We start from the raw sequence: 22,948 nt of genomic DNA on the forward strand, positions 1-22,948 counted from the left end.
GGAGCGTGGTGCGGGGGCTGGATTGCCCGGGCAGCAAACCCGACAGCGAGAAGAGCAGTAGTAAAGTCGGAATGCGACGTACCATAACATGATCGGTGTAGCGGAAAACCTGAAAGGTAATTTTTTTCCGGCTACCCTATCGGTGCCTGATCTATTTGCTATTGGGGAATCTCCCTTGCACCCAATTGCTTAAGGATACCCAACTCATCCGAGCTTCCCCAACGCTCCTTCAGTTGGCCGTTTTCAAAGCGGCCGATTTGCAGGCCCCGTACGCTAAAGGATTTTCCCGTCGGCTCCAGTCCCATGAAGGGCCCGCGGTGGGTGCCCGAGACGGTGTAGGCAAAGGAAACGTTGTCCTCGTCCGTGACCATGTGCTCGACGTCGAGATGGAGGTCGGGAAAGGCGGTACGCATCATGGTGAAGAAATCGATAAATCCCTGGGGTCCCTGCTGTTGATCGGGTGCGGGGTCGTGGTCTACTGCGTCTGCCGCAACGACGTCGCGGACCATTTCCAGTTTTCCGGTATTGACGGCTTCGCCGAATTTCTTTTGGGCTGCTTGGTTGGTCATAGTGATTGGTATTCGTGCTACCCCAAGGGATTGCGGAGACGATTGTTCGGTTGCGCTGGTCCGATAGCGAAGTGCGTCGTCCGGATCGGTCGACGTCAACGGCGGCAAAGCGGCCCCCCGTCAAAAGGTCATAGGACTTGGCATTGCGGCCGGTGGCAAAACGCTGATCCCCGTACCTTGGCGGCATGACTGCCACGCCCGCACCGCTGTCCTACGCCGGCCATTCCCTGGATGCCGCCACCCTCCTTCGCCTGTACGAGCACCTCCTGCGCCCCCGCCTCATCGAAGAAAAGATGCTGAAGCAACTCCGGGGCGGGGTCATTTCCAAGTGGTTCTCCGGCATCGGACAGGAAGCCATCAGTGTAGGCTGTACCCTGGCCCTGGAGCCCGACGAGTACATTTTCACCATGCACCGCAACCTGGGGGTATTCACCAGCCGGCAGGTGCCGCTGCTGCAGCTGTTCGCGCAGTGGCAGGGCAAGCCGGCGGGCTTCACCAAGGGGCGCGACCGCAGCTTTCACTTCGGTAGCGCGGCGCACCATATCGTAGGTATGATCAGTCACCTCGGCCCCCAACTGGCCCTGGCGGTAGGTACGGCCCTGGGCCATAAGCTACGCGGGGAGGCCAAGGTCAGTCTGGCCTTCACCGGAGACGGGGGCACCAGCGAGGGCGACTTCCACGAGGCCCTCAACATCGCCGCCGTCTGGAAGCTGCCGGTCATCTTCGTGATCGAAAACAATGGCTACGGCCTGTCCACCCCGGTCAGTGAGCAGTACGCCTGCGATAGCCTGGCCGACCGCGCCGTAGGCTACGGCATGCGCGGACTGAGCATCGACGGCAACAACGTACTCGAGGTCTATGAGACCATCCGCCAACTGGCCGAAGAGCTGCGGCACGATCCCGCCCCCGTACTCGTCGAATGCCGCACCTTCCGCGTACGGGGCCACGAGGAGGCCAGCGGCGTGAAGTACGTACCCGACGAGCTCATCGAACGCTGGCAGGCACGCGATCCGCTGGACACCTTCAGCGACTACCTGCGCGACCGCGAGCTGCTCACCGAAGAGCACACGGCTACACTCACCGCCAGCATTAAGGCCGAGATCGAAACCGCCCTGGCCGCGGCGGCGGAGCTACCCAATGTGCAGCCAGCCGTAGCGGAGGAGTTGGAGGATCTCTTTGCACCCGCGATCGCGCCCGCGCCTACTCCCGCTGCTGCCTCCCGCGAACTGCGCTTCATCGATGCGATCAGCGACGGACTGCGGGAGGGCATGCGCGCCTACCCCGAACTGGTGCTGATGGGCCAGGACATCGCCGATTACGGCGGGGTATTCAAGATCACGGACGGCTTTTTGGAGGACTTCGGGGCCGGGCGGGTCCGCAATACTCCCCTTTGCGAGAGCGGGGTGATCGGCGCGGCCCTGGGCTACGCGATCGGCGGGGGCAAGGCGATGGTGGAAATGCAGTTTGGCGATTTCGTGACCTGCGGCTTCAACCAGATCGTCAATAACCTGGCCAAGCTGCACTACCGCTGGGGACAGGCGGCCGACGTGACGATCCGTCTGCCCGTGGGCGGCGGCGTAGGGGCCGGGCCCTTCCACAGTCAGACGATGGAAAGCTGGTTCACCGCCGTGCCGGGACTGAAGATCGTCTACCCCAGCACCCCGGAAGACGCCAAGACCCTGCTGCTGGCGGCCCTGCATGATCCGAACCCGGTGCTGTACTTCGAGCATAAGGCGTTGTACCGCTCCCTGTCCGGTGAGGTGCCGGAGGGGCTAGTGATCGCCGAGCTGGGCAGGGCGCGGATCGTACGTCCGGGTGCTGCCCTGAGCGTGATCACCTACGGCGCGGGCGTACACTGGGCCACCGCCGCCGCGGAATCTACCGGCGCGGACCTGGAGATCGTGGACTTGCGCAGTCTGGCCCCGCTGGATTACGCCGCTATCCGTGCTACGGTAGCGAAGACCAGTCGTGTCATCGTACTTCACGAAGCTTCCCTGACCGGTGGGTTCGGCGGCGAGCTGGCCGCCTGGATCGGCGAGCACTGCTTCGAGCAGCTGGACGCCCCGGTACGGCGGGTAGCTAGCCTGAATACGCCGGTGCCCTTTGCCGGTGGACTCGAGGACCAGTACCTCCCCAAAAGCCGGCTGATAGATGCCATCACTGAATTGCTGGCCTACTAGGTCGAGCCGTTGTACGGCGAGTACAGGCAACGCCTCGACCTATCACCAGGAGCAAAGGTCGAGTGGCCTCCGGTCCGAGTCTCTGACGGGCGGTAGCTGTGTGTGTGCTCGGACCGGAGGCCCTCGACCTTAGTTTTCCCAGCATCGGCATACGCTCGGCGTGCAACGCCTCGACCTGAGCCTAGCTCAGAGTCGGTCATCCTCAAGGTCGAGCCGTTGCACGGCGAGCACAGGCGGGTAGCGGCATACACTCGGCGTACAACGCCTCGACCTGAGCCTAGCCCAGAGGCGGTCATCCTCAAGGTCGAGCCGTTGTACGGCGAGTACAGGCGGGTGGCAGCATACACTCGGCGTACAACGCCTCGACCTAGGGGTGGAGCAGCTTTAGCGCTTCGGTGAGCAATTCGTGGGTGGGGCCCGGGAGGAGGGTACCATCTTCCGCGTACGTCAGATCCGCCCGGTAGAGCCCCGTTTCCGCTACTACGCGGGCGTTCAGCGCTTCGAGGGACCAGAGGAGGGACTGCCGCGCCCGCTCACCCCGTGGCGCGTGGGGGGTGAGGGTGAAGACGAGCGTCGGCTTCTCGTGGAACTCGCCAGAGCTAGTCAGCCATTCGAGGGCATTCTTCAGTACGGCGGGCATATTGTGCAGGTAGGCGGGCGTGGAGATGATGACGGCCGAGGCATCTGCCACGGCCGCGCGGAAAGACAGCACGGAGGCCGGCCACGGCGCACGGTCGCGAGCGGGCTGGAAGACGGGCAGGTCGGCGGGGTTCGGGGCGGGCTGCACGGTATGCTCCGTCAGTGCAGCGAGTGCGGCGAGGAAGCGGGAGTTGGCACTGTCGGGGGCGGGGGAGCCGGAGAGGGTCAGGTAACGCATGCCACAAGCTAGCGCGCACCGCACTACCTTCGCCCCACTAACCATACGCACCATGAAATTCTCGGACCTCATCGCCGTCAGCAGCCTGCCCGGACTCTATACCGTCGTCACCGAACGCAAGGGCGGCCTCATCGTAGAAGCCCTCGATACCAAGAAGCGCCGCTTCGCCCCGGCCCGTAAGCACCAGTTCGCCCCCCTGGAAAGCATGGCCGTATACACCGAGGACGGAGACGCCGAAGGGCTCCGCAAGGTCTTCGAGCGCATGCAGGAGCAGCACGAGGATAATCCCGCGCCCGCCCCCAATGCCCCCAGTGCCGATCTTTTTGAATACCTCGAAGACGTACTACCTACCTACGATAAGGACCGCGTCCACGCCAGTGACATCAAGCGCCTGCTCAAGTGGTACCACTTTATGCTGGACCAGGACCTGTTCGCTCAGCTGAATGATGGGGAGGAGGAATAGTTAAACACGGATTTCACGGATTAAACGCGGATCGTTTTTTATCCCGCGACGAATCTGTGCCTCAATCTGAGTGATCTGTGTTTAACTCAGTCAAAGCGAGCCAAGCCGTACCCCTCCACTACCCGTACAATCTCTGCTGCGGTAGCGCCCCGATAGCCTAGCTCTTCTAGTCCTAGGGCCCAGCGGCGGTAATCCCGCGCATCGAACTGCTGTAGCCGGGTGTAGGACCCGGAGGTCAGGTAGGTACTGAAGTCCCGGAAGCTGGCCCAGGCCGATTCATACTGCCGCTGGCAACTGCCGGCTACCTGCCCCGTCTGTCCCGACCAGCCGCGGTCGCAGGTCAGCGCGAAGTAGTTATTGAGCTGCTGACTGGTCGGTGCCTGCCCCGCCTCGCTATTTAGTAGTCCCAGGGCAAGGATCACGCTGGCCGGAATGCCAAACTTGTCCTGTTCCGCCTGCGCCACGTGGCCGAAGCGCTCGACAAAGCCCCGTATACGCACGTCTCCCTGTAAAGCAAGCAGGTCGACCCGGTCTGCCGCATCGCCTCCGGCGCCGAAGAAATTGAAGCGGGAGAAGAAGCCACCCGCCCGGGCTACCATGGACGGACCGTCTTCCGACAGCAGCAGCGGCGGCTCCTCCCCGGCTACCGGATCGGTGGGCTGCAGCGGTACGGTGGCGGGGGTGCCGTTGAGGTCCGGATGGCCGAGTTTTACGTTGAAGTTGACCTGCTTCTGCGACAGCAGCATCAGCGCTCCTACAATCAGTCCAATACGCAGCCAGTGCCGGCCGACGAAGGCCGTCAGGCGAGTTAATTCACGTTTCATTTTTTGCAACCTTTATCTACAATACGATGTGACAAAGCTACACCATTCCAACTAATCAAACAAATTGTTTGATTAGTTTTTTTCGGCAAACTCGGTCAGTCGCAGACCTAGGGTGCTAGGCTCGGCGCTCAGGTAACCGCCGGGGCCAACGCGTATGCGACGTTCCGCAGCCAGGGTTTCCGGCAGACCGTCGAGGGGTGTGACGGCGAGCTGTCCGGGCTGCCAGATCCAGTTGCCGGTACTGCCGGTGCCGAGTAGTCGGGGAGCGTTCCAGGAGACGGATTCGGCGTCGGGTAGCTCGATCCAGCGGCGAAACTGTCCGTAGTTGGTGAATACCGCCAGGCGGCCCACATCGGGGAAGTAGAGCATGACCGTATTGCGGTCTACGAACAGGGCGGTCGGCTCTCCCGGCTCGTCGAGCTGCAGGCGGAGGTTATTGGTTTGCTGGTCTACCTGCCCGCGGTCGTCGAGGCGCAGCAGGCGGTAGGCCCAGTTGTCGAACACCCAGATGCCATTGTCGTAGCTGCGTGCGATCACCCCGGGTTGTTCGATGGCGGGGTTGCCGAACAGGTCCAGGCGGTCTAGTTCGCTCAGCGTGCGGTCCAGTACTACCACCGTGCCGTAGTCGCGGTAGTACACCAGGATCTGGAAGGGGTTGGTCACGTCCACGTAGTCGGGCGAGCCGAGGCTGCTGTCGTACCAGCTGTAGGTGTTGGCACCGAGGGGGTTAGCGGTTACCAGGCGGTCGTCGTCGAGCAGGAAGTAGGGCTTGCCGACGGGGTCGAGGAAGAAGTCGGCCACCCCCACCGACGACTGGGCCAGCGCGGGTATTGCCCACGCTACGCACCACAGTATCATGACGAGCCGCATCCTCACAATACCTTTAACGCATAAAGCCCGCACTTTTATCGCCTCCCCCCCACTTTCTCCGCACCCGCGCACGCGCCCGCTTCTTTTTCTGCTGTTCGTACTGGCTATGGCGGGGCCGCAGGTGCTGTGTTCGCAGACGGATAGCAGTGCCGTAGTCTCCCGCCTGCAGGTGGGTGTGACCGGAGGCTATATGCTGCACGAAGTAGACTTCACCCCCAGCGTGAACGTGCAGACCCTGCCCGGCCGCAGCTACGGACTGGCCCTGCGCTACTTCGACAAACAGCTCGTGGGTTTCCAGGCGGAAGTGAACTACGTGGAGGCCGGCTGGGAGGAAACCTACGGGGGAGAATCCACCCGCTACGAACGACGGACCCGCTACGCCGAGCTGCAGCTCCTGACGCAGTTCAGTATCGGGCGCGGGCTGGTGCAGCCATTGATCCAGCTGGGTCCTTATGTATCGGTACCGCTGTCGGAGGAAGAGCTACTCCCCGCTGACTTCAACACCGGCACCAATACCGAGCCGGACAACAGCTACCGCGGCCGCCCCCTGCCCGGCCGCATCAACTACGGGCTGCGGGCCGGGGTGGGACTGAACGTGGAGCTGGGTCCCGTAACCCTACAGGTGGACGGTCGCTACCTACAGGGGTTCAGTAACCTGATCAAGCCCGGGGAGAGTCAGGCATCCACCAGCATCCGGCAGGGGTACGGGGGGCAGGCGGCGCTGTTTTTCGCCTTGTGAGCGGGGCAGCGAACTAGCACGGCCTTAGCTACCTTATACCTCCACAATCCAAATCCGACGCACGTGCCGATCATCAACGATAACCCCTACGAAAGCCTCTCCTTCGCCATCGAAGACCTGAAAAGCAAGGGCTACGATAAAGACTTCAACCAGAAGGAAGAGTACCTGGAGTGCAAGCAGAATAAGAACAACTACAAGCCGGAGGACTTCACCATCACCCACGCCTACCGCTTCGAGGGGATGAGCAGCGCGGGCGACAACTCGGTACTCTATGGCATCGAGGCCGCTGACGGCACCAAAGGCCTGCTGGTAGACGCCTACGGGGTATACGCCGACAGCCTCTCCACGGAGATGATCGAGAAGTTTCGCGTTGAATACGAGGACCCGGACGAGGTGTAACTAGTATGGTGGTACTGTAGTCCTGTAGTTCTGTAGTGCACCATTAGTGATACCGGTACAGAACTACAGCACTACCCCACTACAGCACTATCCCCATGACGATCTTCTGGCACCGCCGTGACCTCCGCTTCAGCGACAATGCCGGCCTCTACCGCGCGCTCAAGACCGGCGACCCCGTCCTGCCCATCTTCATCTTCGACCGCAACATCCTGGATAAGCTGCCGAGCAAGACGGACGTGCGGGTAGAATTTATCCAGCGCAGCGTGGTCGAACTGGCCGAGGCCTACCGGGCACATGGCAGTGATCTGCGGGCGTACTACGGGCACCCCGTCGAGATCCTACGGGAGCTACGGGATGCACACCAGCCTACGGCCGTATACACCAACCGTGACTACGAGCCCTACGCCATCGCCCGCGACCTGGCCGTGAAGGAGCTGCTCGATGAGCACGATATCCCCTTCTATCACTTCAAGGACCACGTGATCTTCGAATCCGACGAGGTGCAGAAGCAGGCCGGCGGCCCCTATACCGTCTATACCCCCTACATGAAGCGCTGGCGCAAGCAACTCGCTACGCGCATGAGTACGTATGAGGGAGAGGACATCAGCTACTACCTCAAGCCCTACCCCACCGAGAAGTACGCCGGCAATCTGCTGCCCGGCAAAGCGCCCAGTCCGGTGCCTACGCTGGAGGAGATGGGCTTTACTCCTACCGAGATAGAGATTCCGCCCAAGGAAGCCTCTGACGAAACACTGAAGCACTACCACAGCACCCGTGACTACCCCGCTACGACGGACGGTACCAGCCGCATCAGCCACCACCTGCGGCACGGTACGGTGAGCATACGGGCCAAGATGCTGCGGGCCATGCAGCTCGAGGACGATACCTTCTTCCGGGAGCTGATCTGGCGGGATTTCTACTCCAACGTCCTACAGGCCTTTCCCCGGGTGGTGGACGAGAGCTACCGCCGGGAGTACGATACCATCCCCTGGGTCAACGATGAGGAACAGTTCCAGGCCTGGTGCGAGGGCCGGACGGGTGTACCCCTGGTGGATGCCGGCATGCGGCAGCTCAACACCATCGGCTGGATGCACAACCGCGTGCGCATGATCACGGCCAGCTACCTGGTCAAGCACCTGCTCATCGACTGGCGCTGGGGGGAGGGCTACTTCGCCGATAAGCTGCTCGACTACGAGCTGGCCAGCAACAACGGCGGCTGGCAGTGGGCGGCCGGCAGCGGCGCGGATGCCCAGCCGTACTTCCGCATCTTCAATCACCACAGCCAGCAGGTGAAGTTTGATAAGGATTACGCCTACGTCAAGGAGTGGGTACCCGAGTACGATACGGACGACTACCCCAGCGAGCCGCTTGTGGAGCACAAGTTTGGCCGGGACCGGGCACTGCGGGTGTATAAAAAAGCACTCACCGAGGCACGAGAAAGTTAGGCTTGTACGTAAATGGGGTGCGAATGGGGTGGCCGCGTGCAGCCCCGGCGAACTAATTTTGCGCTTTAACTACCCAGCTAATGAAAATTTTGCCCGTCGCCAGTTGCCTGGTGCTGCTACTGATGGTAGTCACCTCGGCGTACGGGCAGACTCGCCTCAACCTGTTCACCGACTGCGAGTGCAATAAGACGCTGCTCAAACAGGAGCTCAACTACGTCAACCACACCATCGATCCGGTCAACGCGCAGGTGAACCTCTTCATCGTCACCAACTACCTCAGCAACGGAGGCCGCGTGTACGACCTGCAGTTCAAGGGGCAGCAGCAACTGGCCGAAAACAGCCTGAGCTTTAAGGTCTCCACCACCGCGGTGATGACCAGCCTGGAGCGCGACGAATACCTCAACAAACGCATCGAGCTCGGTCTGGCCGGTTTCCTGGCCGGCACCACCTATGCCGATCTGGTCGACCTCACCGCCCAGGCCCCGCCGGAGCCGGAAGTGAGTGAAGAGGAAGCCGACGGCAGCGGTAGCGGTGGCGGCAGCAGTGACGGCTGGAACAACTGGATCTTCGAGACCTCCGCCAGCTTCTTCACCAGCAAGGAAAGTCAGCGCAGCAAGACGCAGGTGCGGCTGGGCTTCGAGGCCGACCGCACCACCCCTGACTGGCGCCTCCGCTTCAGCCCCAACTTCTTCTACCGCATAGAAAAGATCAACCAGTCGCAGGGTGAGCCCATCACCTCCGTACGCCGCGATCAGTGGTTCGACGGCAAGGTGGTCAAGAGCATCAGCAACCACTGGTCGGTGGGCATTCTGGGCAGCGCCAACTCCTCCACCTACCGCAACATCGACCTGGGCATCTTCCTGGCCCCGGCCATCGAGTATAATATTTTCGACTACAATCAGGTGCCCTTCAAGGAATTCACGGTGGCCTACCGGATGGGCTGGGTACGGAATACTTACACCGACACGACCGTCTTTTTCCAGACCCAGGAGAGCCTGGTGCGCCAGAGTCTGGATATCGACCTGCGGCTGCGCCAGCGCTGGGGTCAGGTATTCGCGGGTATCTCGGCGGCCAACTACATGGACGACTTCAGCAAGAACCGGCTGTCGCTCGACGCCCGGGCCGACGTGCGCATCATCAAGGGCCTGAGCTTCAATATCGGCGGCAGCTACGACATCATCAATGACCAGATCAGTCTGCCCGCCCGCGAGATCTCCGAGCAGGACCGCCTGCTGGGTATCACCCAACTAGCCACCAGCTACAGTGCCGACATCAGCGTAGGCTTCAGCTACACCTTCGGCTCCCTGTTCAATAACGTCATCAACACCCGGCTCTAGCGATCGTGCCCTACTGGAATTCCACCGCACCGGCGAACTCCGCCCGGAAGGTATTGAACTGCTTGCGGGAGGCGATGAAGCGGACGCGCTTACCGAAGGCACCGGCCCCCTTCAGCTCCAGCGTACAAACCCGGAAGAATAGCAGGCGGCCGTCGATGATGCCGCGCACATCGTCGATGAGGTGGTAGCGGGCCGTGCGGAAGTAGTTGCTGACGTAGACGTACTCGCCGTCCGTCTCCACCCGCTTGAGGGGCCAGAGGACGAAGAAGGACAGACCCAGCCAGGTCAGCAGGACGAAGGTCATGCCGTAGCGCAGCGAGGTGAGTGACACCCCGCCGAAGTAGTGCTCCGGGGAGAGCCAGATGACCAGTGTGATGCCGGTGAGGACGGTCGTCCAGAACACGGGCAAAAAGAGCTTGAGGAAGAGCGTGATGTTGGAGGATAGACGGAGCAACGGCGGGTCGGTTTATACTTTACTTCTTATAGTAATACAGCAATAACAACACCACCCCGGCCGAAATGGCTACGTCGGCCACATTAAAGATGGGCCGAAAGAACAGGTAGGGTGTGCCGCCGACCAGCGGAAACCACTCCGGATACACTCCATAAAAGAGCGGGAAGTAGAACATATCGACCACGCGGCCGAAAAACAGGCTCTCGTAGCCGCCCGCCGCCGGTAGGAATTCCGCCACCCCGCCGCCGGGGGTAGAGGCCGAAAAGAGCACCCCGTAGAACACACTGTCGATGATATTACCCAGCGCCCCGGCCGTGATGAAGGCAAAGGCGGTGAGCAGCAGGGGGGAGGCCCGGCGGCGCAGCAGCTCTACCAGGTAGATGCTCAGCACGACGACGGCGCCGATGCGGAACAGGCTCAGGACCAGCTTACCGATACGGCCGCCGAAACTGAGGCCGAAGGCCATACCGTTGTTTTCGACGAAGTGGATGAGGGCACGGTCTGCCCCCAGGATGCCGAACTCCTCGCCGTAGGCCATGTGGGTCTTGACCCAGACCTTGAGCAGCTGGTCGAGTAGCAGGACGGCAAAGACGACAAAGCAGACGGTGGCCTTACGGGACATAGGGGCGTGGTGAAAGGCCTAAACGAAAGCAACCCCTCCGCGATGGGCGAAGAGGTTGGCAATTTACGTAATCGACTTTGTATCGGTGGCCGCCGGTCAGCGGTTCTGCTTGGCCTGAATGCTCAGGGTAGTGTGGGGTACGATGCGCAGGCGCTCGGCGCTGATGAGCGTGCCGGTCTGCCGGCAGATGCCGTATACCTTGTTGTGGATGCGCAGCAGGGCGTTCTCCAGGTGCTGGATCAGCTGCTGCTGCCGCACCGCCAGGCGGTTGATGTCTTCGTTAGTGGCGGTGGTGCTCCCGTCGTCCAGGCCCCGGGGGCGACCGTCTTCACTGTTCGTCTGCTCGCTCATTTGCTCGCGGTAAAACTGTAGTTGGCGACGCGCTTCGTCTAGTTTGGCGTCAATGATCGTTTTAAATTCGGCCAGCTCTGCATCACTGTACCTAGTCTGTTGTTGTGTTTGCATGGTGTGGTGCTTTATGATCAACACTATTCGCAATAGGTACACAAATATAACCGCAATACCCATACGGTGCATATCGCAATAAAGTTAAACTCCCACCTAACAAACGCTTTCCCCTACCCCATATCACCACTTTAACTTCTGTTTTCACTGTCCCGTACTTACCTGTTCGCCGTTTCGGTGACTGCGCATTATCCCGCTAACCCGTACGGATCACCCCACACGCTCCATGACCCCCCGCCGCATCGTATCCACGACCACCGTCCCCCGCCCCCTGGCCACTACCTGGGAGTTCTTCAGCCGCCCCGAGAACCTCGAAAAGCTCACCCCCCCGAAGGTCAAATTTGAATTCCTCACCCCCGTAGCCGGCGTGGAGATGTACGAGGGCATCGTGATCCAGTACCGCATCACTCCCTTTCCGGGCTTCACCACCGACTGGGTCACCGAGATTACCCACATCCGCCACCACGCGCACTTCATCGACGACCAGCGTGTAGGCCCCTTCGCTCTCTGGCACCACCAGCACCACTTCCGCGCCATCGACGACCATACCACCGAGATGCGTGATATCCTCCACTACCAGGCCCCCCTCGGCATCCTGGGCACCATCGCCGACAAGCTATTCGTCCACCGCCAGGTACAGCAGATCTTCACGGATCGGGAAGAAGCTATTACCAGACTTTTCCCGGTTTAGATCACCTAACCAGCCGAAGGCGTCTAACCAGCCGATAGGCGTCTAACCAGCCGAAGGCGTCTAACCCCGGCGCAGCCGGCTCTACTCCACATACTCCTGCCGCTTGATCAGCAGCACCCATTCCCCCTCCTCGACCTTGTAGCCGTAGTCGTAGCAGAAATGGTACAGCGTCTTATTGCGGGTGATGTACTCGTTGGTGAAGTAGCGAAATTTGAAGCCGCGGTCGATCATGCGTTCCCGCTTTACGTTGGCCTTGCCGTCGGGGTTGAGCTCGGCCAGTACGTTGCGGTTGTGGCGCAGAATATTATTGATGCTGCGCTGGAAGACCTGCTCCTCGGCCCGCGCCCGGTTGTGGAAGGTGGCCCGGCAGGCGGCGGAGCAATACTTCTTATCGGAGCGGCCAGTGTACTCCTCCCCGCATTCAGGACAAATCCGTTTCATTCCGGCAAATTAAGGAACTTGCCATCGTTGACCAGCAGGTAGTTGCCCCCCGTATCATACAGGTACGCTGCCGCGAACGCAGGTGCAAAGGTCTCGGTGAAGTAGGCCTTCGCGGCGTTGCGGTCCGGTATACTGGACGCGATGCGGTTATAGACCAGCGCACCGCCGGGCAGTAGGGTCTCGCGGCACAGGGCCAGGAAGTCTACGTGATCCAGGTGTGCGGGTACCGTAGCATCCTGAAACACATCCACGCAGATCAGGTCGAAACGCCGCTCATCCAGCTGCAGGAACGCCAGTGCATCGGCCTGTACCACCTCAATGGGGGCGGCCAGGCCCGGCAGACTATACTTGCTGGCCAGGGCGATGATCACCGGATCGATCTCTACGGCCACGAAGGTGTAGTCTACGCCGATGTACCGTTCCAGCAGTTCGGGGATACTGCCCAGGCCCAGGCCCAGCACGAGGACCGAGGCCCGCTCCGGCAGGTGGTCGTAGTCGAAGACCTCGAAGAGCCGGCGGAAGTTGAGGTAGTAATCTCCGAAACTATAGATAGCATCCTCGGCCACTAGCTGCAGGCGGCCGTGTACGATGCAGACCTCCAGGTAGGCGTTGTAGTCGGAGGCCGTAACCTCCAGGCGCTGCTCCCACAGGTAACTGAGCCAGTAGCGAAGACGGGAGACGGAGGTAGGGCGCGGCATCGGCCTACGAAGGTACCCTTGCGCGTTCGATGTCTGGACCGATCGCTTACCTTTATCCTCAACCCCCGGCCAGCCGCCGCGTTACTCCAAGCGAATTCAGCATCCACCCAACCTAACCTTACGTATGAGCATCGTCGAAATGAAAGTCCCGGTCATCGGGGAAAGCGTCACCGAAGTCACCCTGAGCGAATGGCTCAAGGGCGATGGCGACTACGTAGAGCTCGACGAGCCCATCTGTGAATTCGAGTCCGACAAGGCCACCCTGGAGTTCCCCGCCGAGGCCGCCGGTAAACTGATCTACGTAGCCGGTGAGGGCGACGACCTGAAGATCGGTGCCCTGGTCGCCAAGATCGATACCTCGGCAACGAACGGCTCGTCCGCCGAAAGTGCGAGCACTCCATCGGCCGAGCCAGCCGCAGCAGCCCCTGCAGCAGCCCCCTCGTCCGATGAGCAAAAGGCCCCGGCGGACCAAACCACTTACGCTACTGGTACCACCGGTCCGGCCGCCGGCAAGATCCTGCGGGAAGCCGACGTAGACCCCAAGAGCGTCAACGGCACCGGCCGCGATGGCCGCATCACCAAGGCCGACGCCCAGCAGGCCACGCAGGCCAAGACCACCGCACCCGCGGCCCCCGCCGTCGCTGCCCCCCCGGCCGCTGGCGTACAGGTCACCGGCACCAGCGGTAAGGTAGCTGCTACCCACGCCGGACAGAGCGCCTTCAGCCGCGACACGCGCACCGAGAAGATGAGCCGCATGCGCCGCACCATCGCCAGCCGGCTGGTCAGCGCCAAGAATGAAACGGCCATGCTCACCACCTTCAATGAGGTAGACCTGAGCGCCGTGATGGCCCTGCGCAGTAGTGTACAGGATAAGTTCGTGAAGAAGCACGGCGTCAAGCTCGGCTTCATGTCCCTGTTCGCCAAGGCCTGCGCCCAGGTGCTCATGGAGATGCCCGATGTGAACGCCGAGATCAGTGCCGACGAGAAGGAACTCATATACCACGACTACGTAGACATCAGTTTCGCCGTCTCCACCCCCACGGGACTGGTCGTACCCCCGATCCATAACATCGAGTCGCTCCACTTCGCCGAGATCGAAACCAAGCTCAAGGAACTGGCCGCCAAGGCCCGCGACAATAAGCTGAGCATCGACGAGATGAGCGGCGGCACCTTCACGATCACCAACGGTGGCGTGTTCGGCAGTATGATGAGTACGCCCATCATCAACAAGCCACAGTCGGCTATCCTGGGCATGCACAACATCATCGAGCGCCCCGTGGCCGTAGACGGACAAGTCGTCATCCGCCCCATGATGTACCTGGCCCTCAGCTACGACCACCGCGTCATCGACGGCAGCAGCTCAGTCACCTTCCTGGTCAAGGTGAAGGCGTTGCTGGAGGATCCTACGTTGCTGTTGTTAGGACTGTAGGTAGACCCTTCGGGTAGACGGTCTACCCGCGAAGCGGTCTACTCTGCCCTAAGGCAGTCTACTCCCTTTAGGGTCTGCGTCGCCGCAGGCGACTCAATACACCTCAATATCCCCATAGTTAGTAGTCACCTTGATCAGGCCGCTGCCGCTGCCCTTCTTGGTGCCCTTCACGGATTCCGTGTTGCTTTCGTTGGCTACGTTGCGGGGGCTGAGCTCGCCGGTGGGGGCATCGATGTCGCCGTAGCGGGCGGAGAGGTCTAGGGTATAGCCGGCCTCGTTGGCTACGTCGATCTGGACGTCGGTGTAGGAGGCCCGGATGTCGACGTGGTCGAAGCCGGCCAGGAGGGAGCCTACTTCTACGTCGCCGTAGCTGGCGTCTACTTCCAGCACCTGGGTGACGGTGCCCAGCTCGAACTCCGTGTAGTTACCGTCGAGGTAGACGCGGTCTACCCGCTCTACGGACAGTTCGTTGTAGTTGCCGTTGAGGCGGATCTCGGTGGCGGACTGTACGTCGATCTCCTCGTAGCCTACGTCCAGCCGCAGCACGCCGCGGACCGTGCCGAAGCGGACCTCGCTGTAGCGGCCGTCGTAGCGTAGCTCGCCGGCGTTGCGGAAGCTGCCCTCGCTGTAGCGCAGTTTGACCAGGCTGTTGGTGCCGACCTGCTCGACGCGGGCCGAGCCGTAGCTGATGCTCATCTCGGTAGCGGCCGTCAGCTTGCCGGCGACCAGGTCACCGTAGCCTACATTGAGGACGGTGGCTCCGCTCAGACTGGGTAGCTCTACGTCGCAGTACTTGGCCTCGACGTCGAGACGGACGGTGGCGGGCATAGTTACCGTATAGTAGATCTTAAAGTCGTCGTTGCTGTTGCCGCCCGTGATGAAGCTCCACCAACTGTTGTTGTTGCCCGACCCGATGGTCGTAGTAGCGGATACGCTATTGCCACCGCCACGCAGGCTTACGTCGATCCGTTCCAGGACCTTTTCGAACTCGTCTTTGTCACTGGCCTGTACCTTGATGAGCACATCGATCTTGACCCGGGGCTGTGACCAGGTGACGACCTTGATCTCACCGTAGCGGTTGTCCAGGCTCACGCGTCCGTCGCTGCTGATGTCGAAGGTTTCGGACAGTCGTTTTTCGAAGTCGGTCAGCGGGACGGTCGTGGCGTACGCGCGGCCGGGTAGCAGGAATGCCACTACGGCCAGGAGGAGGATAAAATTAGCTTTCATGAGTAGACGTATTGGAACGGGGCCAGGGGGCTCCGGGGGAGTTTGATTGGGGAAAATGTTGCTGAATACGCAGCAGGATATCGAGTTTGGTGCGATGGGCCTCGATGAGTTGGTTGACGAGCATGGGGCGCTGGCTTTCGGGTACTTCCAGTAGCTGATTGCGAATCTCCGCCGTGGCGGCATCCAGCTCACGCAGGTCGCGCCGCAGTTGGGGGTCATCATTGACCAGGTCGACCTTAGTGAGTTCGGCATCGATGCGTTGCTGATAGAAGCGCTCGGCCTCCGCCAGTTCGGGGTGGAGTCGTTCGAGTTGCTGGGCTACGGTCTGTTCCTGTCCGGCCCGGTAGCCCGCCCGGTTGCCGAAGCGGTAGGCGGTGAACATGAGCAGCAGGGAGGCCGCGATAGCCATGAGGTACAGGAAGGTGCGCCGGCGGCGGTGGGTGACCTTCAGCGCGGGTCCTGACTTGGTCGGGAGTGCGATGACCTGGTCGAACTGCAGAGAGGGCGTGGCGTCATCAAAGGCCTCCCGGTGCTCGGCCACGAAGGACTCGAGGGGGTCCGTCGTGACCGTTTCGTCAGCGTCGCCGGCCGACAATGCGGCTTCCACCCGGTCCCAGAGGCCGGCGGGGGGCGTGGCGTCGTCGAAGTCCGCCCGGTGGTCCTGAATGTAGTCTTGGAGTTTATCGGTGTGCATGATCGTTTTATTGAGGGGTGGTGAGCAGCTGGGCCAGGCGCCTGCGGGCCCGGCTGTACTGCGACTTGGAGGTGCCAACGCTGATCCCGAGGATCTGGCTGATCTCCTCGTGGTCGTAGCCCTCGAACAGGTACAGACTAAGGACTACGCGGTAGCCCTCGCTCAGTTGACGTACCGCCGCGCGGATCCGCTCTACGGTGTAGCAGGGCGCGTCCAGGGGCGTGTCTTCCTCCGTTGAGCCGTGGTCGTGGCGTACCGGATCGAAGGCCGTGGTGAGCAGGCGTCGCTTTTTGAGGTGATCGATACAGCGGTTGACCACGATGCGCTTGATCCACGCGCTGACCGAAGCCTCGAAGTTAAAGGTGTTGATCTTGCTGAAGACCTGTACAAAGGCCAGTTGGAGCACGTCCTCGGCGTCGTGGGCGTGCTTGAGGATTCGGAGGCAGACGTTGTACATCGGCTTAGCGTAGTGGCCGTACAGCTGGCGCTGGGCCGTACGGTCTTTACGCTGGCATCCGAGTACGATGTCCCGGTGGGTATCCCGGTAGTCGGCGGCGGTCGGCATGGTGAATATGATTGGGTGAGCTCCCACAGGGGTGATTTGACGGGGTGTGTACGTGTATACGGGAAAGGACGAGACCGCACCCTCAGGGTTGCACCGGATAGCATCGATCGGCTCCACCGGAAGAAATAGTCAGCTGTGGAGTGACCGTTTCCGGATCGGGAGTCTTTCGTACAGGGGATACCCTGCTGCCTATCGTTGACAAAATACGTTTTAGTTGAACCTCTACGGACCGATCGGCTTATGATACCTCCGGGCGAGTACACAGCGAATTTTTACTCCTGATCGCCGGATCCCGAACATTTGTGAATTAAATCGACATATAATCGGGACCCACTAGTCTATTACTAACCTACATTTTTATGCGTAACTATCTACTCCTAACGATTACCCTATTACTGGCAGGCTCCGCGTTCGGGCAGGTCAGAGGGGTAAGCTACACGGTAGCTCCATCGGCAGCTTACAACTGGTTCGGTAACGAATCCGGTCTGGATGACGCCTTCATGTTCGGCGGGCGCCTCGGCTTTGGCTTCGGTGAGTACGTTGAGCTACGGGCTACCTACATGCAGACCCTCGATCAAAACACTGATTTTGCCGGACTGGACCTCGATATAGACAGCACCTTTGCCAATCAGGGCGTCGATCTTCAGCGCTACGGCGCAGAGCTGAAGCTGAACATAGGTCGGGGCACGCTACTACCCTATCTGTTGCTAGGGGGTGGCATTCAGGATACTAAGCGGGAAGGTTTGGAACGTGCCGAGAATATCTTTGGCACGCTCGGACTGGGGCTTACCCTTAGCGCTGCCGACCGCTATACCTTCGGCATCGAGGGTAAATACATCGCCTACTCCGGCAATACGGTACGCAATCTATTCGACGAGGTCGAGCGTCAGGCCAATAACCTGGATCTGGATGCCTTTGATTCCGACCAGATCGGCACCTACGCCGTAGCGGCCAACCTGCAGTTCTACCTCGGTGGCCGTCGCCCCGGTCAACTCAGCGACATCGACCAGGAGTACCTGCGCAACTTCCAGGGTGGCCTTACCGGTCTATCCTTGCCCGTAGAAGTAGGCCTGGCCCAGATGGATTGGGACGATGCCCTACCCTACCGCGATGCCTACTTCGCCGGTGGTACGGCAGGCTTCAGTTTCGGTCCCCTCATCAGCCTGCGTGGTTTCTACTACCGGGGCATGACGGACGATGAGATCAACTTCGACTTTGACGATATCAGCCTCTACGGTGCCGATGTCCGCTTCAATCTCACACAGGCTTCCTCCGGTCTGGTGCCTTACCTGAGCATTGGCGGTGGATACATCGACCTATCCGAGGGCTATAATGAAGGAGTAACGGAAATTGGTGACTTCGCCTCCAGCCAGGGCTTTGCCTCCGGCGGTGGTGGTATCTACCTCAAGTTCGGTGAGCGTGCGCGCCTCAACGGCGGCGTCAAAGCCGTGCTCACTACCGGAGCTGACCTGGAAGACGTGAACAGCACCGAGCAGATCACCACCAGCTACATGTACACCGCCGGCGTAGGCTTTACCCTCGGTGGCAACAACCGCAACAACCCCGACGTCGTACGCCAGTCCACCCTGGAGGACCGGCTAGAGTCACAGCAAGACGCCTTCGAGCGGCGTGCTGACAGCATCCGCACCGCCAATCAACTCGAAATCGTCGAGCTACGGCAGCGCTACCAGGATAGCATCGCTGTACTGGACCAGGAGCTCATCGACGCACTTGATGCCGGTGACCTGGAAACGGCCGAGGAAATTCAGCTCGAACGGGAAAATGCTACCGCCGTGGTAGCTGAGCTTGAGACCCGCCAGGACCAACTCACTGTACGCAGTCTCGAGGCAGATGCTCAGCGCGATGCCCGCGAACGTGCGGAGATCGACGCAGCACTGGGACGGCCGATCCAGCCCATCCCCTCCAGCAGCGCCGCTACCACCTACCCCAACAGCTCGAACGGTAGCGTGATCGTCCTACAGGCCGAGCAGATCGACCGACTGATCGACGCCATTGGCAACCGTGGTGGCAACACCGGCCAGATGAATCAGGGGCAGCAGCCCATGGTGCAGAATGACCAGCTCGACCAGATCAACCGCCGCATCGAGCGCATGGAAGACATGCTGTTCCAGCTTAATACCGGAGGTGCCGCACCCCGGCGGATGGACTACAGCGACCGCGCTCCCCGCAGTGACGAAGAACGCATCGAGCAGCTCGAACAGCGCCTGGAGCGTCTGCGTGATCAAGGCGGCGACATGGAGGGTATGACCTCCGAACAGCAGCGTATGCAGGAGCTGGAACGCGAGATCGAAGACCTTCGCTCGGAACGTGGAACCACCGGTACCGGCCTCCGCCTGAGCGATTCTACCCGTACCGACAGCCGCACGGTCATCACCGATCGCCGCATTCAGGACCTGGAGCGCGAACTCGAAGAGGCACGCCGCAACGGAATGGATCGCAACACCGGCAGCGTCGACGACGAGCGCATGGAGGAGCTCGAGCGCCGCATGACCGAGCGCATCAATAGCCTGCGCGAAGACCGCGACCCCAGCGAAACGGAGGAGTTGCGCACGGAAATGATCCGTGACCTGACCGATTACCAGAGCGAAATGATGGAAGAGATCCGCGACCTACAGCGTGACCTCGACCGCGCCAACCGCGAACTCGCCCGCCGCGAAGCCGAGCAGAACGCCATCGACGAGCGGATGGACCTGGAGCGCGATAAGCTCCGTCAGGAGCGCCGCCTGGCCCGCCAGGAAGCGGCTACCAAGACCACGGTAGACTCCCTGGGTAATCGCGTAATCGTACCCGGTACCCGTACCCTGGAAGAGATCAGTGTAAATACCGGCGGCGTATACCTTGCCGACGACAACGCAGAAGGCTTCTTCTCCAACTTCACCTACACGGGGATGTCCGGTACCGCCGGCTTCAACTTCGGTGATGCTACGGGACTGGGCCTGGGCGTACGGTGGCACTACAAACTCGGCCCCGATCAGCGTGCCGAGTTTATGCCCGAGGCCTACTTCGGTATCGGTAGCCCGACCACCTTCGGCCTGTTCGCCAACATCATCTACCCCCTGATCACGGACGAGGCCCGGGAAATCGGCTTTATTCCCTACGCCGGTATCGGAGTAGGTGCCATGCAGATCAAGGACGATGAGAATAGCGACGAGCTGAACTTCCGCCCCGCACTCAATATCGTAGTGGGTAGCTACCTACCCGTGGGCAATGGCCGGTTCTTCGCCGACTTCTCCACCCGCAACTTCTTCAGCGTGAATCAGCTGACGGGCGGCTACCGCTTTAACTTCTAATCACCGGAATGGTCGAATGCAGCCTCCCGGCTGCGAAGCCCACAAGCTGCCTCCGGCAGCGCATCAGAACGGGTAAGTGCACTGGCTGCACTTACCCGTTTTTTATCAGCAGCCCTACACTTCTCCGCGGTGCTTATCCAGCTTGAGCAGCACGGCGATCATCAGCGTGAAGCTGAGGAGGGAAGAGCCGCCCTTAGAGATGAAGGGAAGGGGAATACCGATGACCGGTACCAGGCCCATCGTCATACCTACGTTGACCAGAAAGTGGACCAGGAGAATACCCGCCACCCCGTAGGCGTAGGCTCGTGCGAAGGTGCGCCGCTGCCGCTCGGCAATGACCGTAATACGCCAGAGGAGAAGCCCGAAGATGAAGATCAGCATGCCTACCCCGATGAAGCCCTGCTCTTCGCCGATGGCAGAGAAGATGAAGTCCGTCAGCTGCTCGGGTACGTAGTCGAAGCGGGTCATCGTGCCCTGCTGCAGGCCGCGGCCGCTGAGTCCGCCGGCTGCAATGGCGAGCTTGCTCTGGAGGAGGTTGTAGTAGCTGCCCCGGGGGTCGGCGTCTTCGGGATGCAGCCACACGACGATCCGCTCGTGCTGGTGAGCGGGTAGCACGTCGCTGGTGTAGATGTAATTTGCCGTGAACGTGAGCAGTAATCCCCAACTGATGAAGAACAGGCTGGTCGCCACCAGGCGCATATTGCGTTGCACCAGATGATAGCCGATCAGCCCCAGCAAGAGGGTGACCAGACCCACCACCGGCTGCCAGTCATACCCGGCCTGCACGGCCCAGAAGGCCCCCGCACCCGCGGCCACCGCCCCGAGCCCGTATAGCAGTCCCCGCCGCGGCAGCGAAAAAGCAAATAGCGCCGCCGACAGCGTTAGCAATCCCAGGAGTAAAGCCTGGAACGGAAAGAGCATGCCGAGCACGACCATGAAGGCCGTAAACCCACCCAGCACGAAGAGCAGTGGCGTGAGGCCCTCGCGGTACATCACCAGTAGAAAACCGAAAAACACGAGGGTAGATCCCATGTCCGGCTGCCCCAGAATGACAATGGCCGGAATAAGCCAGATGATGCAGGCGTATACTACCGTCCGCAGCTGCTGCAGCTTACCGGAGTACTGACTCATGAAGGCCGCCATGGCCAGACAAGCCCCGAACTTCGCCAATTCGCTGGGCTGAAAGGTGAATCCCGCCAGGCTGAACCAGGAACGGGCACCGTTGATCTCCTTGCCGATCACCAGTACCAGGATCAGCAGGAGTACCGTAAAGGCGTAGATGGGATAGGCGCCCACGACCCAGACCTTGCGGTCGATCAGGTAGTTGACCACCACCCACATGCCCACCGATATGATCGCCCAGACGAGTTGTTTGCCTACCGGGGTAGTGAGCAGACCGCTAAGTCCGCCGGGGTAGCCGTCTGCCGGAGCGCCGACCGAGTAGATCATTAGCAGGCCGGTGCACACCAGGAAGATGTACAGGATGACGGTAGTAACGTCGGTGCGCGGCCGCTTGAGGGATCGGGCCATAGCCTAGTACATGTCCAGCAACTCGGCTTCGGTGACTTCGTCCTTGACCAAGTAGACGCCCTCGAACTCGCGGCTGAGGCGCTGCCGCAGTCCGTCGGCTTCGGCGCGGGTGAAGAACGCTCCGGCACGTAGCTTGTAGTACGGCGAGTTGTGCACCCAGTCTACGGGCACGCTGGGGTAGGTAGCCTTAAACTCCGTCTCGGTACGTTCCAGCTGCTGCCGGTCCGTGGTGGCCAGGATCTGCACCCGCCAGCCCTCTACCTCTTCGTTGGTCTCGTTGATCTCGGCGAATAGGTTGAGTACGCGCTCCACATCCGCATCGGGCGTGACCATGATCATACGCTGCTGCTGGGCCGTGGCCAGCGCGGAAGCCGTAAGGAGTAGAGTAAGTACGAGCAGGTGACGCATACGGGGGGATGACTTAAGTGAGGATAAGCAGACTGGAGGAAGTGCCGAGGCGGTCCGCGCCGGCGTCGAGTAGTGCCTGGGCATCTGGGCCGGTACGAATACCACCGCTTGCCTTGATCTTGATCTCGGGATGTAAGTTAGCCCGCAGGTAGCGAACCTGTTCCGGCGTGGCGCCGCCCTGCAGACCGGAGGAGGTCTTGACGAAGTCGGGCCGTACGGTATTGCAGATATCGATGAGGCGGTCGCGCTCTTCGTCGGTCAGGGTACCGATCTCGAGGATCAGCTTACAGACCTTACCCTTCAGGCGTACGGTAGTGGCCATCTGCTCGATCTCGGTCTTGACGTAGCTCCAGTCGGCCGACTTCACTGCCGCGATATTGATGACAATATCGAGCTCGTCGGCTCCTTCCTCGATACTGCGGCGGGCTTCGGCCACTTTGATGAGGGTCTCCGAGTATCCGTAGGGGAAGCCTACTACCGTAGCGATACGCACGGGAGTGTCCTGGAGCTCGGCCAGGGCGCGGGAGACGTAGTAGGGTGGAATGCAAACGGCGTGAAAACCGTGGGTCACGGCTTCTTCGCAGAGGCGCTTGATCTCAGCCGCCGTGGCGTGCGGACTGAGGAGGGTGTGGTCGATAAGCTGGTTCAACACTGAGGTAAATCTGATGTGGGCGGGGCTAGGCGCAGAAAGCGCGGCAATATACGCCGGT

Annotated in this window: 24 protein-coding genes; 9 read left to right on the forward strand and 15 right to left on the reverse strand. The window is 60.9% G+C overall.

Features of this window, described 5'->3' with window-relative positions:
- Positions 1-158 precede the first annotated feature (158 nt).
- Entirely contained in the window at positions 159-569 is a 411-nt protein-coding gene (locus MJQ68_RS16715) for an ester cyclase (protein ID WP_238752304.1), read from the reverse strand.
- A gap of 185 nt (positions 570-754) precedes the next feature.
- On the opposite strand from MJQ68_RS16715, the gene MJQ68_RS16720 reads away from it, so the two are divergent.
- Positions 755-2,749 (forward strand): alpha-ketoacid dehydrogenase subunit alpha/beta, encoded by a 1,995-nt coding sequence (locus tag MJQ68_RS16720; protein WP_238752305.1) that lies wholly within the window; start codon positions 755-757, stop codon positions 2,747-2,749.
- 367 nt (positions 2,750-3,116) lie between these two features.
- Here MJQ68_RS16720 and MJQ68_RS16725 read toward each other — a convergent pair whose 3' ends face one another.
- Positions 3,117-3,626, reverse strand: a complete 510-nt coding sequence (locus MJQ68_RS16725; RefSeq protein ID WP_238752306.1) for an NADPH-dependent FMN reductase — start codon at positions 3,624-3,626, stop codon at positions 3,117-3,119.
- Positions 3,627-3,678: 52 nt separating this feature from the next.
- On the opposite strand from MJQ68_RS16725, the gene MJQ68_RS16730 reads away from it, so the two are divergent.
- Complete coding sequence (locus MJQ68_RS16730) at positions 3,679-4,089, forward strand: DUF5606 family protein (RefSeq protein ID WP_238752307.1); 411 nt, start codon at positions 3,679-3,681, stop codon at positions 4,087-4,089.
- 86 nt (positions 4,090-4,175) lie between these two features.
- Here the strand turns inward: MJQ68_RS16730 and MJQ68_RS16735 are convergent, their stop codons facing one another.
- Together MJQ68_RS16735 and MJQ68_RS16740 are read right to left on the reverse strand one after the other, a co-directional pair.
- A complete protein-coding gene (locus tag MJQ68_RS16735) occupies positions 4,176-4,913 on the reverse strand; it encodes a glucosaminidase domain-containing protein (RefSeq protein ID WP_238752308.1) in 738 nt (245 codons plus the stop codon).
- A 72-nt stretch (positions 4,914-4,985) separates the two neighbouring features.
- A complete protein-coding gene (locus MJQ68_RS16740; RefSeq protein ID WP_238752309.1) occupies positions 4,986-5,783 on the reverse strand; it encodes a hypothetical protein in 798 nt (265 codons plus the stop codon).
- Between the two features lie 106 nt (positions 5,784-5,889).
- On the opposite strand from MJQ68_RS16740, the gene MJQ68_RS16745 reads away from it, so the two are divergent.
- The 4 genes from MJQ68_RS16745 to MJQ68_RS16760 all read left to right on the forward strand — a co-directional run bounded on the left by MJQ68_RS16745 (position 5,890) and on the right by MJQ68_RS16760 (position 9,703).
- Positions 5,890-6,522, forward strand: a complete 633-nt coding sequence (locus MJQ68_RS16745) for a porin family protein (RefSeq protein WP_238752310.1) — start codon at positions 5,890-5,892, stop codon at positions 6,520-6,522.
- A 63-nt stretch (positions 6,523-6,585) separates the two neighbouring features.
- Positions 6,586-6,921 (forward strand): phosphoribosylpyrophosphate synthetase, encoded by a 336-nt coding sequence (locus MJQ68_RS16750; RefSeq protein ID WP_238752311.1) that lies wholly within the window; start codon positions 6,586-6,588, stop codon positions 6,919-6,921.
- A 95-nt stretch (positions 6,922-7,016) separates the two neighbouring features.
- Positions 7,017-8,366, forward strand: coding sequence for a cryptochrome/photolyase family protein (locus MJQ68_RS16755; protein ID WP_238752312.1), 1,350 nt, complete (start codon positions 7,017-7,019; stop codon positions 8,364-8,366).
- Positions 8,367-8,446: 80 nt separating this feature from the next.
- Positions 8,447-9,703 (forward strand): hypothetical protein, encoded by a 1,257-nt coding sequence (locus tag MJQ68_RS16760; RefSeq protein WP_238752313.1) that lies wholly within the window; start codon positions 8,447-8,449, stop codon positions 9,701-9,703.
- 10 nt (positions 9,704-9,713) lie between these two features.
- On the opposite strand, the gene MJQ68_RS16765 is transcribed toward MJQ68_RS16760, so the two are convergent.
- From MJQ68_RS16765 to MJQ68_RS16775, 3 genes are all read right to left on the reverse strand, one after another.
- Positions 9,714-10,157 (reverse strand): hypothetical protein, encoded by a 444-nt coding sequence (locus tag MJQ68_RS16765; protein WP_238752314.1) that lies wholly within the window; start codon positions 10,155-10,157, stop codon positions 9,714-9,716.
- Positions 10,158-10,176: 19 nt separating this feature from the next.
- On the reverse strand, positions 10,177-10,779 hold the full coding sequence (locus MJQ68_RS16770; protein ID WP_238752315.1) for a lipoprotein signal peptidase: 603 nt from the start codon (positions 10,777-10,779) through the stop codon (positions 10,177-10,179).
- A gap of 96 nt (positions 10,780-10,875) precedes the next feature.
- Positions 10,876-11,244, reverse strand: coding sequence for a TraR/DksA family transcriptional regulator (locus MJQ68_RS16775; protein ID WP_238752316.1), 369 nt, complete (start codon positions 11,242-11,244; stop codon positions 10,876-10,878).
- Positions 11,245-11,470: 226 nt separating this feature from the next.
- On the opposite strand from MJQ68_RS16775, the gene MJQ68_RS16780 reads away from it, so the two are divergent.
- The gene (locus MJQ68_RS16780; protein ID WP_238752317.1) at positions 11,471-11,935 is read left to right on the forward strand and encodes an SRPBCC family protein; all 465 of its coding nucleotides are present in this window, start codon (positions 11,471-11,473) and stop codon (positions 11,933-11,935) included.
- Positions 11,936-12,016: 81 nt separating this feature from the next.
- On the opposite strand, the gene MJQ68_RS16785 is transcribed toward MJQ68_RS16780, so the two are convergent.
- A complete protein-coding gene (locus tag MJQ68_RS16785) occupies positions 12,017-12,376 on the reverse strand; it encodes a hypothetical protein (protein WP_238752318.1) in 360 nt (119 codons plus the stop codon).
- Positions 12,373-13,074: a spermidine synthase gene (locus MJQ68_RS16790; RefSeq protein ID WP_238752319.1), complete on the reverse strand. Its 702-nt coding sequence runs from the start codon at positions 13,072-13,074 to the stop codon at positions 12,373-12,375. Before MJQ68_RS16790 ends, MJQ68_RS16785 begins: the two co-directional genes overlap by 4 nt.
- Before the next feature lie 124 nt (positions 13,075-13,198).
- On the opposite strand from MJQ68_RS16790, the gene odhB reads away from it, so the two are divergent.
- Complete coding sequence (odhB, locus tag MJQ68_RS16795) at positions 13,199-14,503, forward strand: 2-oxoglutarate dehydrogenase complex dihydrolipoyllysine-residue succinyltransferase (RefSeq protein ID WP_238752320.1); 1,305 nt, start codon at positions 13,199-13,201, stop codon at positions 14,501-14,503.
- A gap of 93 nt (positions 14,504-14,596) precedes the next feature.
- On the opposite strand, the gene MJQ68_RS16800 is transcribed toward odhB, so the two are convergent.
- From MJQ68_RS16800 to MJQ68_RS16810, 3 genes are read right to left on the reverse strand one after another with little or no spacing between them, the layout of a single operon-like run.
- Positions 14,597-15,730, reverse strand: a complete 1,134-nt coding sequence (locus MJQ68_RS16800; RefSeq protein WP_238752321.1) for a DUF4097 family beta strand repeat-containing protein — start codon at positions 15,728-15,730, stop codon at positions 14,597-14,599.
- Complete coding sequence (locus MJQ68_RS16805) at positions 15,720-16,424, reverse strand: hypothetical protein (protein WP_238752322.1); 705 nt, start codon at positions 16,422-16,424, stop codon at positions 15,720-15,722. The genes MJQ68_RS16800 and MJQ68_RS16805 overlap by 11 nt, the downstream gene beginning before the upstream one ends.
- Positions 16,425-16,431: 7 nt before the next feature.
- Positions 16,432-16,989 (reverse strand): RNA polymerase sigma factor, encoded by a 558-nt coding sequence (locus tag MJQ68_RS16810; protein ID WP_238752323.1) that lies wholly within the window; start codon positions 16,987-16,989, stop codon positions 16,432-16,434.
- 359 nt (positions 16,990-17,348) lie between these two features.
- Between MJQ68_RS16810 and MJQ68_RS16815 the strand changes: the two genes are divergently transcribed.
- Positions 17,349-20,300, forward strand: coding sequence for a hypothetical protein (locus MJQ68_RS16815; protein WP_238752324.1), 2,952 nt, complete (start codon positions 17,349-17,351; stop codon positions 20,298-20,300).
- A 114-nt stretch (positions 20,301-20,414) separates the two neighbouring features.
- Here the strand turns inward: MJQ68_RS16815 and rodA are convergent, their stop codons facing one another.
- From rodA to deoC, 3 genes are read right to left on the reverse strand one after another with little or no spacing between them, the layout of a single operon-like run.
- Positions 20,415-21,830 (reverse strand): rod shape-determining protein RodA, encoded by a 1,416-nt coding sequence (rodA, locus tag MJQ68_RS16820; RefSeq protein ID WP_238752325.1) that lies wholly within the window; start codon positions 21,828-21,830, stop codon positions 20,415-20,417.
- A gap of 3 nt (positions 21,831-21,833) precedes the next feature.
- Positions 21,834-22,238 (reverse strand): SPOR domain-containing protein, encoded by a 405-nt coding sequence (locus MJQ68_RS16825; protein ID WP_238752326.1) that lies wholly within the window; start codon positions 22,236-22,238, stop codon positions 21,834-21,836.
- A 13-nt stretch (positions 22,239-22,251) separates the two neighbouring features.
- On the reverse strand, positions 22,252-22,887 hold the full coding sequence (deoC, locus tag MJQ68_RS16830; protein ID WP_238752327.1) for a deoxyribose-phosphate aldolase: 636 nt from the start codon (positions 22,885-22,887) through the stop codon (positions 22,252-22,254).
- Positions 22,888-22,948: the final 61 nt, after the last annotated feature.

This window comes from Neolewinella maritima, assembly GCF_923081025.1.
Lineage (GTDB): Bacteria > Bacteroidota > Bacteroidia > Chitinophagales > Saprospiraceae > Neolewinella > Neolewinella maritima.